We start from the raw sequence: 16,376 nt of genomic DNA, 5'->3' as shown, positions 1-16,376 counted from the left end.
CCTCTCTTTTCCGGAACGGGTTTGTTGTTCAGGCTCGGATGAGAAATTCCTTTCCCTTCACCAGGTAGTCCATGCCGGACCAGACGGTGAGAATCATGGCGATCCACATGGCGGCGAGACCGCCGGGGAGGTTGAAGATCATGAGGCTGATGGCGATGATCTGGCTCACTGTCTTCGCCTTGCCGCCGCCGGAAGCGGCGATGACCACGCCCTCCGCGGCGGCGAGCATGCGCAGTCCGGTGACGATGAATTCCCTGGACACGATGACCACGACGATCCACGAGGGCAGGCGCTGTAGTTCCACGAGAGCCACAAGTGCCGCCGTGACGAGGATTTTGTCCGCCAGAGGGTCGATGAACTTCCCCAGGTTCGTGACAATCCCTTTTTTTCTCGCGATGTATCCGTCCGCCGTGTCGGTGAGCGCCGCGGCGATGAAGACGATGCCCGCGAGAAGATCGCCGTAGCTCACGTCCACGCCGAGGGCGTCGAGAGACGCGACCTGCACGTTGATCTTCATGGTAAGGAAGACCATCACCAGGGGTGCGAGAAACACCCTGGAGAGACTCAGCAGATTCGGCAGATTCAGTGCGTTGCCGGAAGGCGCCATCGTTTTTTCCTCCTCATCCTCCCAGGTAGGCCTCGCGCACCCTGGGATCGGCGATGAGCTGCTCCCCCGTTCCTTCGAGAACGACGCTCCCGACTTCGAGAACATAGGCGTAGTGGGCGATCTTGAGTGCCGCGTAGGCGTTCTGCTCCACCAGGAGCACCGTCTTCCCCTCGCCGTTGATGGCGGCGATGATCTCGAACACTTCGCGAACCAGAAGCGGTGCGAGCCCCAGAGAGGGTTCGTCCATCATGATGAGTTCGGGCCTGCTCATGAGCGCCCGCCCCAGGGCGAGCATCTGCTGTTCGCCTCCGGAGAGCGTCCCGCCCTTCTGCCAGGCGCGCTCACGGAGACGGGGAAACAGTTCGAAGACCCAATCCATGTCGGAGCGGATATTCGCCGCGTCCGTCCTCGCGTAGGCACCCAGTTTCAGGTTCTCCTCCACGCTGAGCTGCGGAAAGATGCGCCGCCCCTCGGGAACCATGGCGATTCCGGCGCGGACGATGTGCTCCGGCGAACGATGGAGAATGTCCTCCTCCTTGTAGAGGATTCTCCCCTTTTTTTGCCGCACGAGCCCCGCAACGGCCCGAAGCGTGCTGCTCTTTCCCGCGCCGTTGGCTCCGATGAGCGTAACGATCTTCCCCTGGGGGACATCGAGGGAAATACCCTTGATGGCGTGAATGCCCCCGTAATGGACGTGCAGCTCCTCTACGCTAAGCATGGACGGGGGCCTCCTCTCCGAGATAGGCTTCGATGACCTTCGGATTGGACCGAATGGCCGTGGGCTCCCCCTCGGCGATGCAGACGCCGTAGTCGAGAACCCAGATGTGCTCGCACACGCCCATGACAACTTTCATGTCATGCTCAATGAGAAGGATCGTGAGGGAAAAACGGTCCCGGATGTTCCGGATGAAAGCCATAAGCGCTTCGGATTCCTGAGGGTTCATGCCCGCCGCAGGTTCGTCGAGGAGAAGGAACCGGGGGTTCGTGGCAAGGGCCCGGGCGATCTCCAGGCGGCGCTGCGCCCCGTAAGGAAGGCTGTCCGCCTGCTCCATGGCGAGTTGGGAAAGCCCCACCGCGTCAAGCAGAGCAAGCGAACGTTCCCGGAGATCCTGCTCTTCCCGAATCGCCGAGGGAAGCCCCATGGCTTTTCCCCACCAGGGCGACGTCTGACGGACATGACCGGCGATCATCACGTTCTGCAGCACCGTCTCGTTCTTGAAAAGGCGGATGTTCTGAAACGTGCGGGCGATCCCCCTGCCGCAGACCTGGTGCGGCGGCAAGCCGGTGATGTCCACCCCCTGAAAGAGCACCTGTCCCTCCGAGGGAACGTAGAATCCCGTGATCATGTTGAAACAGGTAGTCTTGCCCGCACCGTTGGGCCCGATGAGCCCCACGATGCGCCCTTCCTCGACGCAAGCGGAGAACTTCTGGACGGCGGTGAGGCCGCCGAAACGCATGGTGAGATTTTTCGTCTCCAGCACGACGCTGTTGCTCACCGTGCTTCACCTCCCCTGGTTCTGCCGCGGAACAGCATGTCCCAGCTCCATTCCCGCATGCCCATGATGCCTTCTCTGCGGAAAAGAATGATGCAGAGAAGCGCAAGAGAGAAGACCACCATGCGCATTCCCGGCACGCCGGGTATCGTAAAGCCACCGATGGTGACGGAATTTTCCACGAAACGCAACCATTCCAAGAGCACCGTGATGACTGCGCCGGAAAGCACCGAACCGGTAATGGACCCGAGACCACCGGCCACGACGATCATGAGCACGTTGAAGGTGAGCATGAAGGTGAACATCTTCGGGTCGATGGTGGTGAGAAGGCTCGCAAGAAGGGCGCCGCCGATGCCGGCAAAGAATCCCCCCACGGTGAAGGAAATGACCTTGTACTTGAACACATTGATTCCCATCGCCTTGGCGGCTACCTCGTCGTCTCGAATGGCCTTGAGGACGTTCCCTGTATTACTCTGCACGAGACGGGCGATGAAAATCACCGCCAGAGCGCACCAACCGTAGGTCCACCAGAGATTCGCGTAGGAAGGGATACCCTTGAGCCCGAGGGCGCCGTTCGTGATGGGCACGATGTTGTTCGCCACGACTCGGATGATCTCCGCGAATCCGAGTGTGGCGATGCCGAGGTAATCGCCGCCGAGCCGCAGCACGGGAACGGAGATGAGAATGGCGAAGAGGGCCGCCGCAAGTCCTCCCAAGAGAACCGCCACGAAGAAGGGAGCCTGCAGAACCGAGAAGGGCCAGATCAGGGGTTTGAGAATGTAGATCGTCTGTTTCTGCGCCTGGGGAAGGATCAGAAGCGAGCTGACGTAGGCCCCCACGGCCATGAAACCCGCGTGCCCGAGAGAGAACATGCCCGTGAATCCGTAGATCAGGTTCAGGCTCAGCGCGAGAATGGTGTTGATGGCGATGAGATTGAGCACCTGCACCACGTAGCGATCGAACGTGCGATCCACCCACAGAAGCAGTGCCGCTCCAGCAGCAAGGAGCAGGAGGTTGCACAGCGCGTTTCTCGTCGTCCGTTTCATCAGACCTTTTCCTCCAGCTTCTCGCCCATCAGCCCCGTGGGCTTGACGAGCAGGATGATGATGAGCAGCACGAACGCGAAGGCATCCTTGTACCCTGAAAGGGCGGGAAGAAAGGCGACGATCATGATCTCGATGAACCCCAGGAGCAATCCCCCGACCATGGCTCCCTGGATGGAGCCGATGCCCCCCAGCACGGCGGCGATGAACGCTTTGAACCCGGGGAAACTCCCCATGAGAGGGTGTACCTGGGGATAACGGAGGGCCCACATGATGCCCGACGCGGCGGCCAGGGCCGACCCCAACCCGAAGGTGAGGGCGATGATCTTGTCCACGGAGACTCCCATGAGACGGGTGGTTTCGATGTCCTTGGAAATGGCTCGCATGGCGAGTCCCGGTTTCGTCTTGTTGACGATCCAGAGCAGCCCCAGCACGAGAACGAAGGAAATGGCGGGAACGACCAACGTCAGGGGCAGAATGCGCACCGCGCCGAACTGCATGATTCCCGTGAGGATCTTGGGCTGCTGTACGGGACGGGGAATGCCCGTGAACAGCACGATGGCCAGGTTCTGGATGAAGAAGGAGACACCGATGGAACTGATGAGCGCGGAAATGCGTGGCGCGTCACGCAACGGGCGATAGGCGATGCGGTCCACGAGAATTCCGGCGAAGGAGCTGGCTGCGACGGCCAGGAGAACCGCCGGAAGCCAGGGCAGTTTGAACGCGATGGTACCGAAGAAGACAAAATAGGCCCCGAGCATGAAGATGTCCCCGTGGGCAAAGTTGATGAGCCGAAGGATACCGTACACCATGGTGTACCCGATGGCGATGAGAGAGTAGAGACTTCCGAGAGTCAGGGCGTTGAAAAAGTGCTGCACGAACATGGCAAGGCTCATACGCGCTCCCCCTTGTTACAGAAAGAGAGAGGGGGAGGGAACTCCCCCTCTCTTTGCGACCGGGACCTGCTCTCTGTCCGGGCAGGTGCGAAGGAGCGCCTACAGATTGGGCATGACCGTGCCGACGAAGACCTGCTTGCCGCCCTCGATTTTCTTGATGCCCACGGGCTTCTCCGCATCGTGCGTGGCATTCATGGTGGTGCTTCCCGTCACGCCGGGGAAGTCCTTCGTCTCGGCGAGAGCTTTCGTGACCGCCTCGGGGTCGACGGAGCCGGCGCGCTTCATGGCGTCGATGACGAGCATGTAGGAATCATACCCGAGAGCGCTGTTCGCGTTAGAATCCTTGTCGGGATACTTCGCCTTCCAGGCCTCGGTAAACTGGGCCTGAAGCTCGCTCATCTCCGGCATGGAGGGATCGTAGGGGAACGTAGTGAAGGCAAAACCTTCGATGGCCTCTCCGCCGATCTTCACCATCTCGGGATTGTCCATGGCGTCACCGCCCATGATCATGAACTTGGCTCCCAGTTCCTTCGCCTGCTTGATGATGATGGCCCCCTCGGCAAAGTAGGAGGGAATGAAGAGCACGTCAGGATTCTTGCTGATGATCTCCGTGAGTTGAGCCGTGAAATCCTGGTCTCCGGACTGGTAGTTCAGGGTGGCGATGATTTCGCCGCCGAGCTTCTTGAACTGATCCTCGAAGAACTTCCCGAGGCCCACGCAGTAGTCGGAAGCAACGTCCAGGAGCATGGCGGCCTTCCGCGCGCCGTTGTCGAAGACGTACTGGGCAGCGGCGGCACCCTGGAAGGGGTCGATGAAGCAGGCCCGGAAGTAGTACTTCTTGCCCTGAGTCACGAGAGGATTCGTGCAGGAGGTTCCCATGACGGGGATACCCGCCTTCTCGGAGATTTCGCCGCCCGCCATGGCGAGGGAGGAGCCGTAGGTACCGATGACGGCGTGGACCTTTTCCTTCTCGATGAGACGCTGCATCGCGTTGGCCGCTTCCACCTTGTCGGACTTGTTGTCGATGACGATGAGCTCGACCTTCTTTCCGAGCACCTCGGGAACGGCCTCGTGAGCCATTTTCACGCCGTCGAGTTCGAGCTGGCCGCCGAAAGCCATCTGCCCCGTCAGGGGAAGATAGACGCCGATGCGGATCACATCCTCGCTCGCAAATGCCGTTCCAGCCAGAATGCACACGAGCAACACACCAAGAATCAATCTGCCGTACTTCATGAACGCACCCCTCCTCATTCGTTTTGGCCGTCGCCGACCCTTTCCCTGGATTATACGCCATGCGTTCCGTCCTGTGAACGGGAATTACACGCACGAGATTCGACAACTCCGACGGTCACCCACTGATGCTGACGCCGGGAAGGGCTTTCTGAAGACACTCCGGAGACGGCTCCGGAAAGAGCGCAAGGTTCGCGTCAAGGATTTTCGTACGCCGGAAACGCTGCACGATCCAGCGCGGATCATCCTCCAGCTGGTTTCGAACCCCGACCAGATCCTCCAGCGAAAGAAGCGCCGGAACGAAGGTCGTCCGAAACACCACGTCGAGGGCAGATCGCCGCAACAGCTCCCAGGATCGGATCACGGCCCCCTCGTCAACGGAGACACCGCACACGCGGGAATACTTTCCCCAGGGGGCTTTCACGTCCATGGCGACTCCCGCGAGAAGCCCCTCCGCGAGAAGCTCCTCCAGAAGCTCCGGGTTCGATCCGTTCGTATCGAGGCGAACGGGAAGTCCCGTGGCAACCCGCAGTTCCCGGAGAAAGCCTGGAAGTTCGGACTGCATCGTGGGCTCCCCGCCGGAAAGGACGACGCCGTCGAGAAAGGCGCGTCGCTCGGAAAGGCGGGCGAAGACATCCTCCGCAGGAAGCGGCTTCGCCTTTTCCAGCACGAGATCAGGATTGTGGCAATAGGGACAGCGGAACGGACACCCCAGTGTGAAGAGGACGGCCGTCACCCGCCCTTTCCAGTCGAGGAACGAGGCGGGGAGATATCCTCCGATCCGCACGGACCTTTACGCCCCCACGGGGGTCCGGCGACGATCCCGCAGTTCCGCCCGTTTTCCCGCATTCCACGAGGACGTGCGGGTAAAATAGCCGGTGATCCGGGTGATGCCGTCCACGGAAGAAGAACCGCAGGAAGAACAGCACTCCTTCAACCCCCGGACCACTCTCCCGCAGTCGTTACAGACCGTGAACTCCGGACTGAAGGCGAGCTGCGCGCTTTCGGTCCCGTCGAAGGTCTTTCGAACGAAGGAGGCCAATGCCCCGGGATCGGGGCGGTGTTCTCCCATCCAGACGTGGGTGATGGCTCCCGCGTTGATCATGGGGTGAAACCGTCCTTCCTCCAGAACACGAGTGATGGGATCCATCGGGAGTTCGTAGGGAAAATGGGTACTGTTGGTGTAGTACACATCCCCTTTCGCCGGATTTCCCCGTACCGTTCCTGCGGCAAGCTCCGCGAAATCCCGCAGGTCGAGGCGAGCCATGCGGTGGGCGGTACTTTCCGCTGGGGTCTGCTCCAGGACGATCTTCAGTCCGTATCTTTCGGCAAGCTGGTCGCACTTGAGCTGCATGTAGCGGACCACCGCCAGGCCGAGTTCCATGGCCTCGGGAGTCTCGTGAAGCTCCTTGCCCGTGAGAAAACGCACCATCTCGTTCACGCCCAGGATTCCCACGAGGAAAGCGCTCTTGCGCAAGCGCAGGTAGGATTCCCCATCATGGCCGACGCAGAGAACCGCCAGAGGCCCCTTTGCGCCGAGGGCGAGAATCTCCTCGACAAAACGACGCTTCTGGAGGTGTGCCTTGCCCGCGAGCTCCATCACCTCGTCCAGAAGACCGAAGAGGAGCTTCGCGTCTCCGCCGCTCCGATAGGCAAGACGGGGAAGGTTGATCGTCACGTTCTGCATGGCGCAGAAACGCATTTTCCACGGGGTAGCCGCCTCGGCGAGGTCCTCGGAAGTGAGTTCGAAACTGAGACGGCAACACTCGCTCAGTTTCGCCACGCCCCCCCGGTCGAAGACGAAGTAGGTGTTTCCCTTCTCCGCCGCAACGAGACAGGCCAGGTGGAGCATTTCCTCCCATCCGGGCTCCCGGAAGAAAGCATCGGTGATGTGAAAGAGGGGTTTGGGGAAGAAGAAGGGCTGCCCCCGGCTGTCTCCCTCCAGATAGACCGAAAAGAGCGCACGAAGAAAGCGCTTGGAAAGATCCGCGTACTCCCCGTAGGTCTTTCCCGTTGGAATTCCTCCGGGACCGATGGCGGGAACGTTCCGGAAATGCTCAGGAATTTCGTAGTAGAGGTTGATGTCGGTGAAGGCGACCTGTCCTCCCCGCCCCCCCGCAAGCTGATTGAACTCGAAGATCAGCATCTGAGCCAACTGCTTCATTTTCGCGTCGTCGCACTCCTCCAGATACGGAGCGAAGAAGACATTCACCGCGTCCCAACCGATGGCCCCGGCAAAGTTGTTCTGCAGCACCGACGTCATCTTGAGGAGATGGGCGAGCAGGACCTCGGGATGTTTCGCTGGACCGGAGACGCTCGTGATGGAGGGGAGGTCCAGTCCGTATTTCGCCACGTAGGCGAGGCTCTGACCGGAGCAATAGGGTCTGTTCACCATACCCAGGTCGTGGAGATGTATGTCCCCGGCGAGATGCGCCGCCGCCACGTCGGACGAAAAGACTTTGGACAGCGCGTACTCCTTGAGAACCATTTCGGCGATGGTGAGGTTGATGGACTCGGGATTGTGGGTCGTATTGCTGTTCTCTTTGTTGGGGGAGAGCATCATGGTCTCCAGGTCGTAGAGAGGAAGGCCGATGCGGCTGTGGTCCCGCAGCTTCGCCCCGAGTCCGCGCTGGAACAGCTTGACGTTCACCATCTCCCGAATGACCGTGGTGGTGACGCGATCACGCCCCCACCGCTGGAGGTCCTCCTCCACTTCGAGGGCGATCTCTCCCGCCAATCCAGGCTCGACTCCGGCCTCCACCACGAGAGCCTGCTGTATGCGCCCGGCGTTCCAGGGGGACCGCTCCTCCTGAGCCAGAGCATCCACCATGAGCGCAAGGTCGGTGGCCTCCGAAAAAAGGGGCATCTGTCTCCGCTTCGGCGTCTCCGCCTCAAGTACTTTTTCCAAGGGGCTCACGATCACATCATCCCTTCTCGTCGAGTTTTTTCACAAAATCGGCAAAGGCCGAGACATCGGCAAACTCCCGGTAGACCGAGGCAAACCGGACATAGGCCACCTTGTCCAGGCGGCGCAGCTCCTCCATGGCAAGCTCTCCCACGAGAGTACTCGGAATCTCCCCCTGCCCGCGATTTTTCATCGCACGTTCGATACGCGCCGCGACATCCTGAAGTCCCTCCAGGGAAACGGGGCGCTTTTCACAGGCCTTGACAAGCCCTCTCAAAAGTTTCTGGCGGTCGAACGCCTCCCGCCGCCCGTCCTTCTTGACCACGAGAAAAAGGCGGGATTCCTCCACGCGTTCATAGGTGGTGAAACGATTTCCGCAGAAGGGGCATTCCCTTCTGCGCCGAATGACCCGCCCCTCCTCGGTGGTGCGGGTCTCGATGACACGCGTCTCCGAAGCGTCGCAACGCACACAATGCATGCGCACACCTCCATATAGCGTCGTTGATGGAAATTATACATTACATGTGGTGTTTTGCGAAGCTGCAAAGATGAGCCGTTCTTCCCTGTGGCGGGACGACATTCCGGGTCTTGGGACTCAACATGAGAGGGAAGCGGGGGAAAAGAAACGAGGACGGATTCGCGCTCCGTCCTCGTTCATTCGTCGTACGAAGGTGTCATGGAAAAACACGGGGGAAACTGCCCCGAAAACGTTACGCCTTGGGGCTCTTGCGCGTCGCCGCAGCGCGTTTGCGCTTCTTGATCTCGCTCGGCTTCTCATAATGTTCATGCTTACGGGCTTCACGAAGGACTCCGACTTTCTGCACCTCGCGTTTGAAGCGCCTCAGTGCGTCATCAATGGATTCGTTTTCCCGACGAACAACATGTGCTGCCATTCCCGTTCCCCCCCTTCTCCACCGCCACCAACACTCAACCCGGAGGCCAGGAAAAACGACGCCCCGATAAAAGATGAACGTGAAGGTGGGGAATGGTCTGGCACGCCTCTTCGCCGCAATTGACGACGAGACGGTACCCCCTTTCCTCGATTCCGACCGCCCGTGCCGTCTCCACAACGGCAAGCATGAGATGCCCCCACGTTTCGGGATCGTCACACTGTGCAGCGGAAGGAACGTGTTGTCTGGGAACAACGAGAACATGCCCGGGAGCGACAGGATTGATGTCCCGAAAGGAAACGGTCCACTCGTCCTGGCGAATCACCTGCGCCGCAACCGCTCCTCGACAGATGTCGCAGAAGAGGCACATCTCGTCCATTTCTTTTCCCCTCTCCTTCTGTAGCCTGTCCATTCTAACGGCAGAAAGCCCGCTCGACAAGAGCTTTTGCCCAGACCCGAACGGACGATGAGGGATGTTCTCTGAGCAGGCGCCGAAGTGCTGTCAGCACGAGAGGTGAGAGGGGGCGTTCCGCACCGCTTCCGTTCTCTCCGGAACGCTTGAGGAGACGCAGAAGTGGCACGAGCACCTGTTCTTCGGAACGTCGGAGAAGCCTGAGCGTCAAGCCTTCATCGAGACAGGCGGCTTCCCGGGACCACACGGCGAGAGCCTCTCCCACAACCATGGAAGAGGCGTGCGACAGAAAAGCGCACAGGAATTCATTCCGCTCCGGCAGAACGTGCAGCCACTTGAGTGTATAAAGAGCCTGGTTCTCTCCGAGAGAACGCGCCCTGGTCGACAAGACCGAAGCAAAACGCCTTCCCGGAGGCGATTCGGGAGGAATGACGTCGAGCAGGCGTCGCAGCTCTTCATCCGCAAGAGTCGTGTCTGCGAGAAGCGTCTCGAAGGCTTCGCAGACTGCCTTCGTCGCGATTTCCGGAAGAAGTGCATCCACCGCAAGAGCCCGGACAAGAGGATGACGGCTCCGAAGCCGTTCCAAATGGAGCGCGAGAACTGCGCCATCCTCCTCCTCGTGCCTGGCGGCGTAAAACTCGCGCATCCGTTCCTCCGCCTCGGCGATGATTCCTGAGATCCGTTGTTCCCGCTGTTTCTCCCGGAGTTCCTCCCGCCGAAGTCGCTCCTGTTCTTCCGCGACTCGTTCCTCGGCTCGCTTTTTTCTGCTCTTCCGCCAGCTCTCCCAGGACGCCGCAGCTTTGGCCCAAAAAGAGGGATTTCCCGAATGGCTCTGGGAGGACGGCCTTCCCTGGCCCGCTCCGTAGGTTCCCCCGGATCGCCGCCCTCCGCCTCGGGGGGCAGCTGCTCCGTCGCGGGAGGCAATCTGCGTCTTCAAGGTCATGTAGGCGGAGGTGATCTCCTGAAAGCGACGGGCACTTTGAGGCCCCGCAACATCGGGATGACAGGAACGGGCAAGATGTCGGAAAGCGGACTTCACTTCATCCCAGGAAGCATCCGGACGGAGCCCGAGCTTACGAAAACTCGCGTGCAGTTCCATTCCGGAGTTCATTCGTGCACCACCTTTTCCAGATCCTCAACCATATGTCGCAGAATGAGCAGGGCCTCTTCAGAAACAGATCCCTCGTCTTTGAGAATCTGTACCTTTCCAAGAAGCACGGAGATCCGCCCCTGCTGTTCGGGGGAAAGCGCCAGGGAAAGGCGTGCCAGGCGCCTTTCCAACGCGGGCAGGTCCTCCCGGCGACGCGCATCCGCCGCCGCTCCTCCTCCGGTGATGTCGAGCACCTCCGAGGTAATGACCCTCCCGCCCCGGCGACAGACCTCCACCCGGAGAACACCTCCGGAGTCGACCAGAAAATGCACTTCCACCTCCGCGCCCTTGACGTCCGCGTCGACGTGCACGCTTCCGAGAAATCTCCGGGATCCTCCGCGCCGCTCCGTCTGTACCACCGAAACTGTGAATCCTCCCGATCCGAGGGTGGCGAACCTCCTCGATGCAGACGCCGGGAGAGGCATTCCCTGCTCAAGGAGAACCACCACGCTCCCGTCCGCCACTTCGACGCCGAGGTTGCCCGAGAGCACGTCGATGAGAAGACGTTCGCCGCTCTGATAGGCACACAGAGCGGCGCCGATGGCCACGGCTTCGTCGGGACACATGCGGAGATGATCCGGTTCGGCGACACCGGCGGAAAGAGCACGACGTAAAAGCGGAATCCGGCTGCTTCCTCCCACGAGAAGCAGTTTTTCCGGAGCATGACGCCGCCAAAGCTTGCGAACGAGCCCCACCACTTCCGCGATAGGGGGCTGCATGAGCGCTTCGAGCTGCTCCCGATCCACTTCCCGGGAGACAGGCTCTCCGGGGAAAAGCCCTCCCGGAGGATACCAAACGGCACGCAACGCATCGGAAAGGGTGATTTTCATCTGCTCCGCCTCGGCGAGAAGGACCGCCCAGCGGGGATCCTCCCGGTCTGGTTTTTCCCCGGAGACGGAACTCCAGAGCCATTCGGCGAGGAGCACGTCGAGATCGGCACCACCGAGATCACCCCGACCGATGGAATCGATGACCTGCCACACCTGTCCCTCCCGCTCCACAACGGTGACATCCACCGTACCCGCACCGAAATCGAGCACGAGAAATCGTCCCTCACCTCCGACAGCGAGAGCTGCGGCGGTGGGTTCGTTGACGATCTTTACCTCGGAGAATCCGGAGGTTTTGGCGACGCGCATCATGGCCGCCCTCTCGGGAAAGCTGAAATGCGCCGGAACGGCAAGAACGCAGGACGTGACGTACTCGCAGAGAAACGCCTCAGCATCCTCCCGGAGAAGCGTGAGAAGAGGCGCCAGGAGTTCTTCCGCGCCGTACTCCTTGCGTCCGAGGCGAACCCGCCAGGCGGGGTCCCCCACGTGGCGTTTCACGTTCCACCACGCTTTCCGGGGCTCCCGGAGCGCGATCCTCGCGGCATCCTCGCCGGCAATCCAGCCCTGCGAGTCCGTCCGGGCCACGTAGGAGGGCGTACGGACATTACCCCACCTGTTCGGGACGAGCACGGGCGCATTCGGTCTTTCGGGGCGCGCCACCGCCGAAAGCGCGTATCGGGTTCCAAGGTCAATGCCCAGAATCGGCGAACCCATGAGCTCTCGCCTCCTCATTCGCCCCGTCTTGAAGAAAAAACACATTCCAGAACATCATTGTGAAGCAAATCCGCACGGATGGCAATCTCCGAGCCGGGAAGCACTCCGGAAGGGCACGAGGCGGCAAGAAAGTGTTCCGTCAGGCCCGAGGCACGGAGACCGTCGTCCTCCTCCACGAGAACCCGGACATTCCTGCCTACCCATTTCGCCATAATACGCCGCAGGAGATCCTTTCCCAACGCGAGTGTCTCCTCGCACCGCTCCCTCAGGATTCCCGGGGACACTCTGCCGGGAAAGCGAGCCGCTGCGGTCCCTTCCCGGGGGGAAAAGGGAAACACATGCAGGCGGCCAAAGCGCATCTCCTCAAGAAAGCGCAGGGTTCTGCGAAACGCACCTTCGTCCTCTCCGGGAAATCCCACGAGAACATCCGTGCTGATGTGCACATCCTCTCCGAGGATACGACGGATTCTCTCGATGATTCGGGCGAAATCCTCCGGCGCATATCCTCTCGCCATGCGCTGCAGCACCTCTTTATCCCCACTCTGAAGGGGTATGTGCAGATGAGGACAGAACGCGGAAATGTCCGCGAGCATCCGAAGCAATTCTTCGCTCGCGGAGAAGGGCTCCAGGGAGCCGAAACGAATCCTCGAAATCCCCGGAACCCGGGAGAGTTTGCGTACCAGGGTTCCCAATGCGAATGGATCGGCGGCACCTCCGGAAGCACCATATCGTCCGAGATGCACACCAGTGAGAACAACCTCACGGCATCCCGCTTCCGCAACACTCGTGACCTCGCTCACGATGTCCGCTTCAGGGCGGCTCACCGGCTTGCCTCTTACAAAGGGGACGATGCAGTAGCTGCAGAAGTGATCGCATCCGTCCTGAATCTTGACGAATGCCCTGGTGTGCGCGGTGAGAGCGGGGAGAAAGAGGGCATCCCAGGACTCGTCGGTACGAAGATCGTCCACGAGAATCCGTGATGACGCGAACGCCGCGACATCCTTTCCTCCACGTCGCCGGGCAATCTCCTCTTCTACCAGGTCCGGAATGAGGTGCTTACGTCGGTTCCCCACAAGGAGATTCACCCCGAGCGCCTCCGCCCCTTCCGCGTCGCCCACGCGCTGGGCCAGACAGCCGCAGAGAACGAGACACGCTCCGGGATTCTCCCGGCGGAGACGCCGGAGAAGCTGCTTCACCTTTCTGTCCGCCTCGGCGGTGACCGTGCAGGAGACCACGATCGCTGCATCCAGCGGAGCTTTTTCGACCAACAACCATCCCCGGGCGAGGAACGCCGCGGCGAGGGCCTCTCCCTCGTACTGGTTGGTGCGGCAGCCGCGGGAACGCACCAGAATCCTCGGCCGTTCAGAGAGACAGGGCATCATCGGTTCGGTACAGCCCCTCTCTCGTCAGGGAAAACCAGGAACATCCCACGGTCACCGCCGTAGGCGCACGCAGAATTCTCGGGCCGAGCGAAACGGGCACAAAACCCAATTCCCTGAAACGCTCCTTCTCTCGCGGGGAGAAATCGCCCTCGGGGCCCACCGCAAAGGCGACGTCAGCACCGCATCGGACACTTCCCAGAGGGCGGGCGCCTCCGTCGAGAATCGCCGCGTAACATTCGGAAGGAAGCGTGACCGGGTCGATCTCCTCGACATCCAAAGGGGGGAAGAGGTGGGGCGGTGACGACGCGCCGCACTGTTTGGTAGCCTCAAGAAGGATTCGCTGCCACCGCTCCATCCGTCGTGGTGTGGAAAGTATTGCGCCCTTGGGAACACTCCGTTCGCACCGAAGAGGCAGGATCTGTGCCACGCCCACTTCGACGGCGTTTCGCAGAAGGGCGTTCCAGGCATCCTCCTTGAGGATTCCAGCAAGGAGGAGAAGATGGAGCGAGGTCTCCGGAGAGGGGATCCGCTCGCATTCGACACCCTCCCATTGCTCCTGGTTCTTCTCAAGGGAAAGAATCACCCGCCATCCCGGCAGCAATCCCTCCACCCTGTCACCGACGACACACCGGCGAACCCGAACAAGATGGTGTACTTCGTCGGCATCGAGAATCCACCGCCCCTCAGGCGTTCGCAGACTCGTTTCGAGTCGAAGGCGCGGCAACGACACCCCACCAGTCTCCTTTCTCAAGTTCCTGCAGGGGAACGAGTCCGGCCCGTCCGAGCGCGGCGAGGAACTGTTCCCGTTCCCGCACTACAAGACCGGAAAACAGGGCGACCCCCTTTTCTCCCAGAAGAGAACGCACGGACGGGAGCATCTCCAGAAGCGGTTCGAGCACGATGTTCGCCAGCAGGCAATCCACGGGAGAGGTAAATCCACGCAGCAGATCTCCCGTCTCCACCCGGACCTTTCCGGCAGGAAGATCGTTGAGGCGGCAATTCTCCTCGATCTCCGGAATCACCGCAGGATCGAGATCTCTGGCCGTCACGTCCGTCGCGCCGAGTTTGACCGCTGCAATGGAGAGGATGCCCGATCCGGAGCCGATATCCACGGCGGTCATGCCGGGAAATGCGTGGGACTCCAAAAGTTCCAGCATGATCTGAGTACTCTCGTGATAGCCGGTTCCGAAAGCGCTTCCGGGATAGATATACAGAGGAATCCGCCCCACCGGCTCTTTACCGCGGTGCCACGGGGCGAGAACGACGAGACGGCGTCCCACGTCGAGAGGGGGGAAGGCGTCCTTCCATGCGGTGTGCCACTGTCGATTTTCGATTTTTCCCATATCTGCGATGGAAATGTTCGGCCACGGTTCGAGGGCCTCGCCCAAGCGCCCGAGCCAGAATCCCAGATCGTGGGAATTCCGGAAATAAGCCCGGAGTCGAATCCTCTCCGCTCCCTGCTGCTGTTCCGCGCCGATGCTGCCGGAGAGTTCCGCCAGAGAGGCGAGAACGTCCTCATCCCCGTCTTTGCCCTCGAGGATCACGTACCACCAGAAACCGTCTCCGCCCGTCATCGACATGACATCAACCTCCACAAACCGCAAGAGGGAGGCCAAGCCTCCCTCTTGCCTCTTTTTTCAAGTGTACCACAATTTCAACGGTACGCCACCGGGGTGTTGTTTACCTATCCGAAAAAGGATTTCAGCTTGTCCAGAAAACTTTCATTTTCTTTGACAGAAACATCCATTTCCTGGGCAAGAGCCTGGAGGAGTGTTCTCTGGCGCTCCGTCAAATCCCGGGGCACCTCCACCGAGAGGTGAACGACAAGATCACCTCGTCCTTTGCCGCGAAGCCGCGGCATTCCCTTTCCGCGAAGCCGGAAGGTCTCTCCGGGCTGACTCCCCGACGGAACGTCGAGCAATTCTTCCCCATCAAGAGTCTCGATGGGAATTTCACACCCCAGGGCGGCCTGGGGAAACAGGACGGAAACCCGGGTGTGCAGCCTGTCCCCGTCGCGTTCGAAACGGGGATGCTCCCGCACACGCATCAGAAGGTAAAGGTCCCCGGGAGGTCCACCGTTGACTCCCGCCTCTCCCTCTCCGGTAATGCGAAGTCGGAGCCCCGTGTCCGCCCCTGGCGGAATGCGCACGTCCAGCCGGTGGGACTGTCGGAGCATGCCGTTACCGTTACAGGATTTACACGGTGAGGAAATGATTTTTCCCCTTCCCGCACACCGGGCGCAGGGCGTTACGGACGAAAACTGCCCGAAGGGAGTTCTCTGGACATGCTCCACCTGGCCCCGCCCTCCACAGGCGGGACACGCCTCGGGAGAAGTTCCCGGCTCCGCACCAGTCCCTCCGCACCGTTTGCACCCCTCCCACCGGGGAATCGAGACCTCTCTGACCGCACCGGAAAAGGCTTCCTCCAGCGTGCATTCCAATTCCATCTCCAGATCGGAACCCCTCCGGGGAGCGGTGGAGGAGCGGCCCCGCCGCCCTCCGCCGCCGAAGAAGCTGTCGAAGATATCCCCGAAGATGTCGCCAAAGGGACTCGCTCCGTCGAAGGGACTTCCACCCTGGGGAATGTCGCCCACAAAACCGAACTGATCGTACTGAGCCCGTTTCTGGGGGTCGCTCAGGATCTCATAGGCCTCGTTGATTTCCTTGAACCGCTCCTCCGCCTCCCGATTTCCAGGGTTCGCATCGGGGTGAAACTTGCGGACGAGCTTACGGTAGGCCTTCTTGATGTCCTCGGTACTCGCCTCCCGGGGCACGTCCAATATCTTGTAGTAATCCTTAGTCTGTCCAGGCCCCGGCATTTTCCGTCA

Annotated in this window: 17 protein-coding genes; all 17 read right to left on the bottom strand. The window is 60.7% G+C overall.

Going from position 1 to position 16,376, the window contains the following annotated elements; all coding sequences use genetic code 11:
- Positions 1-28: 28 nt before the first annotated feature.
- The 17 genes from pgsA to dnaJ all read right to left on the bottom strand — a co-directional run bounded on the left by pgsA (position 29) and on the right by dnaJ (position 16,367).
- The gene (gene pgsA / locus Q1K49_RS10720; protein ID WP_300525884.1) at positions 29-607 is read right to left on the bottom strand and encodes a CDP-diacylglycerol--glycerol-3-phosphate 3-phosphatidyltransferase; all 579 of its coding nucleotides are present in this window, start codon (positions 605-607) and stop codon (positions 29-31) included.
- Between the two features lie 13 nt (positions 608-620).
- The gene (locus Q1K49_RS10715) at positions 621-1,325 is read right to left on the bottom strand and encodes an ABC transporter ATP-binding protein (RefSeq protein ID WP_300525882.1); all 705 of its coding nucleotides are present in this window, start codon (positions 1,323-1,325) and stop codon (positions 621-623) included.
- Entirely contained in the window at positions 1,318-2,064 is a 747-nt protein-coding gene (locus tag Q1K49_RS10710; RefSeq protein WP_300525928.1) for an ABC transporter ATP-binding protein, read from the bottom strand. The genes Q1K49_RS10715 and Q1K49_RS10710 overlap by 8 nt, the downstream gene beginning before the upstream one ends.
- 35 nt (positions 2,065-2,099) lie before the next feature.
- Positions 2,100-3,146 carry a branched-chain amino acid ABC transporter permease gene (locus Q1K49_RS10705; RefSeq protein WP_300525880.1) on the bottom strand — a complete coding sequence of 349 codons (1,047 nt, stop codon included), beginning with the start codon at positions 3,144-3,146 and terminating at the stop codon, positions 2,100-2,102.
- Positions 3,146-4,039 (bottom strand): branched-chain amino acid ABC transporter permease, encoded by an 894-nt coding sequence (locus tag Q1K49_RS10700; RefSeq protein WP_300525878.1) that lies wholly within the window; start codon positions 4,037-4,039, stop codon positions 3,146-3,148. Before Q1K49_RS10700 ends, Q1K49_RS10705 begins: the two co-directional genes overlap by 1 nt.
- 99 nt (positions 4,040-4,138) lie before the next feature.
- Positions 4,139-5,272 (bottom strand): ABC transporter substrate-binding protein, encoded by a 1,134-nt coding sequence (locus Q1K49_RS10695; protein ID WP_300525877.1) that lies wholly within the window; start codon positions 5,270-5,272, stop codon positions 4,139-4,141.
- 115 nt (positions 5,273-5,387) lie between these two features.
- The gene (locus Q1K49_RS10690; protein ID WP_300525876.1) at positions 5,388-6,056 is read right to left on the bottom strand and encodes an anaerobic ribonucleoside-triphosphate reductase activating protein; all 669 of its coding nucleotides are present in this window, start codon (positions 6,054-6,056) and stop codon (positions 5,388-5,390) included.
- A gap of 6 nt (positions 6,057-6,062) precedes the next feature.
- Entirely contained in the window at positions 6,063-8,135 is a 2,073-nt protein-coding gene (gene nrdD, locus Q1K49_RS10685; protein ID WP_300525926.1) for an anaerobic ribonucleoside-triphosphate reductase, read from the bottom strand.
- 58 nt (positions 8,136-8,193) lie between these two features.
- Complete coding sequence (gene nrdR, locus Q1K49_RS10680) at positions 8,194-8,652, bottom strand: transcriptional regulator NrdR (RefSeq protein ID WP_213692300.1); 459 nt, start codon at positions 8,650-8,652, stop codon at positions 8,194-8,196.
- Between the two features lie 232 nt (positions 8,653-8,884).
- Entirely contained in the window at positions 8,885-9,067 is a 183-nt protein-coding gene (gene rpsU / locus Q1K49_RS10675; RefSeq protein ID WP_029165344.1) for a 30S ribosomal protein S21, read from the bottom strand.
- Between the two features lie 34 nt (positions 9,068-9,101).
- Positions 9,102-9,443 (bottom strand): histidine triad nucleotide-binding protein, encoded by a 342-nt coding sequence (locus tag Q1K49_RS10670; protein ID WP_300525875.1) that lies wholly within the window; start codon positions 9,441-9,443, stop codon positions 9,102-9,104.
- 34 nt (positions 9,444-9,477) lie between these two features.
- A complete protein-coding gene (locus tag Q1K49_RS10665) occupies positions 9,478-10,587 on the bottom strand; it encodes a DnaJ domain-containing protein (protein ID WP_300525874.1) in 1,110 nt (369 codons plus the stop codon).
- A complete protein-coding gene (locus Q1K49_RS10660; protein WP_300525873.1) occupies positions 10,584-12,167 on the bottom strand; it encodes an Hsp70 family protein in 1,584 nt (527 codons plus the stop codon). The genes Q1K49_RS10665 and Q1K49_RS10660 overlap by 4 nt, the downstream gene beginning before the upstream one ends.
- A 14-nt stretch (positions 12,168-12,181) precedes the next feature.
- A complete protein-coding gene (mtaB, locus tag Q1K49_RS10655) occupies positions 12,182-13,513 on the bottom strand; it encodes a tRNA (N(6)-L-threonylcarbamoyladenosine(37)-C(2))-methylthiotransferase MtaB (RefSeq protein ID WP_300525872.1) in 1,332 nt (443 codons plus the stop codon).
- A 16-nt stretch (positions 13,514-13,529) separates the two neighbouring features.
- Complete coding sequence (locus Q1K49_RS10650; RefSeq protein ID WP_300525871.1) at positions 13,530-14,279, bottom strand: RsmE family RNA methyltransferase; 750 nt, start codon at positions 14,277-14,279, stop codon at positions 13,530-13,532.
- Positions 14,233-15,129 carry a 50S ribosomal protein L11 methyltransferase gene (locus tag Q1K49_RS10645; protein ID WP_366146065.1) on the bottom strand — a complete coding sequence of 299 codons (897 nt, stop codon included), beginning with the start codon at positions 15,127-15,129 and terminating at the stop codon, positions 14,233-14,235. Before Q1K49_RS10645 ends, Q1K49_RS10650 begins: the two co-directional genes overlap by 47 nt.
- Before the next feature lie 104 nt (positions 15,130-15,233).
- Positions 15,234-16,367 (bottom strand): molecular chaperone DnaJ, encoded by a 1,134-nt coding sequence (gene dnaJ / locus Q1K49_RS10640; protein WP_300525870.1) that lies wholly within the window; start codon positions 16,365-16,367, stop codon positions 15,234-15,236.
- Positions 16,368-16,376 lie beyond the last annotated feature (9 nt).

Origin of the sequence: Aminiphilus sp., assembly GCF_029975095.1 — a bacterium.
In the GTDB taxonomy this organism is placed as follows: Bacteria; Synergistota; Synergistia; order Synergistales; family Aminiphilaceae; genus Aminiphilus.
The sequence above is the reverse complement of the archived record's forward strand: the minus strand, read 5'-3'. Positions and strand labels throughout refer to the sequence as shown.

Bases quoted from the DNA above. Each gene is read 5' to 3' on its own strand.
- Q1K49_RS10695 (WP_300525877.1), bottom strand. From the start codon at position 5,272: ATGAAGTACGGCAGATTGATTCTTGGTGTGTTGCTCGTGTGCATTCTG.
- rpsU (WP_029165344.1), bottom strand. From the start codon at position 9,067: ATGGCAGCACATGTTGTTCGTCGGGAAAACGAATCCATTGATGACGCA.
- dnaJ (WP_300525870.1), bottom strand. From the start codon at position 16,367: ATGCCGGGGCCTGGACAGACTAAGGATTACTACAAGATATTGGACGTG.
- nrdD (WP_300525926.1), bottom strand. From the start codon at position 8,135: ATGCCCCTTTTTTCGGAGGCCACCGACCTTGCGCTCATGGTGGATGCT.
- Q1K49_RS10705 (WP_300525880.1), bottom strand. From the start codon at position 3,146: ATGAAACGGACGACGAGAAACGCGCTGTGCAACCTCCTGCTCCTTGCT.
- Q1K49_RS10645 (WP_366146065.1), bottom strand. From the start codon at position 15,129: ATGTCGATGACGGGCGGAGACGGTTTCTGGTGGTACGTGATCCTCGAG.
- Q1K49_RS10660 (WP_300525873.1), bottom strand. From the start codon at position 12,167: ATGGGTTCGCCGATTCTGGGCATTGACCTTGGAACCCGATACGCGCTT.
- Q1K49_RS10710 (WP_300525928.1), bottom strand. From the start codon at position 2,064: ATGCGTTTCGGCGGCCTCACCGCCGTCCAGAAGTTCTCCGCTTGCGTC.
- pgsA (WP_300525884.1), bottom strand. From the start codon at position 607: ATGGCGCCTTCCGGCAACGCACTGAATCTGCCGAATCTGCTGAGTCTC.
- Q1K49_RS10715 (WP_300525882.1), bottom strand. From the start codon at position 1,325: ATGCTTAGCGTAGAGGAGCTGCACGTCCATTACGGGGGCATTCACGCC.
- Q1K49_RS10670 (WP_300525875.1), bottom strand. From the start codon at position 9,443: ATGGACGAGATGTGCCTCTTCTGCGACATCTGTCGAGGAGCGGTTGCG.
- nrdR (WP_213692300.1), bottom strand. From the start codon at position 8,652: ATGCATTGTGTGCGTTGCGACGCTTCGGAGACGCGTGTCATCGAGACC.
- Q1K49_RS10700 (WP_300525878.1), bottom strand. From the start codon at position 4,039: ATGAGCCTTGCCATGTTCGTGCAGCACTTTTTCAACGCCCTGACTCTC.
- Q1K49_RS10665 (WP_300525874.1), bottom strand. From the start codon at position 10,587: ATGAACTCCGGAATGGAACTGCACGCGAGTTTTCGTAAGCTCGGGCTC.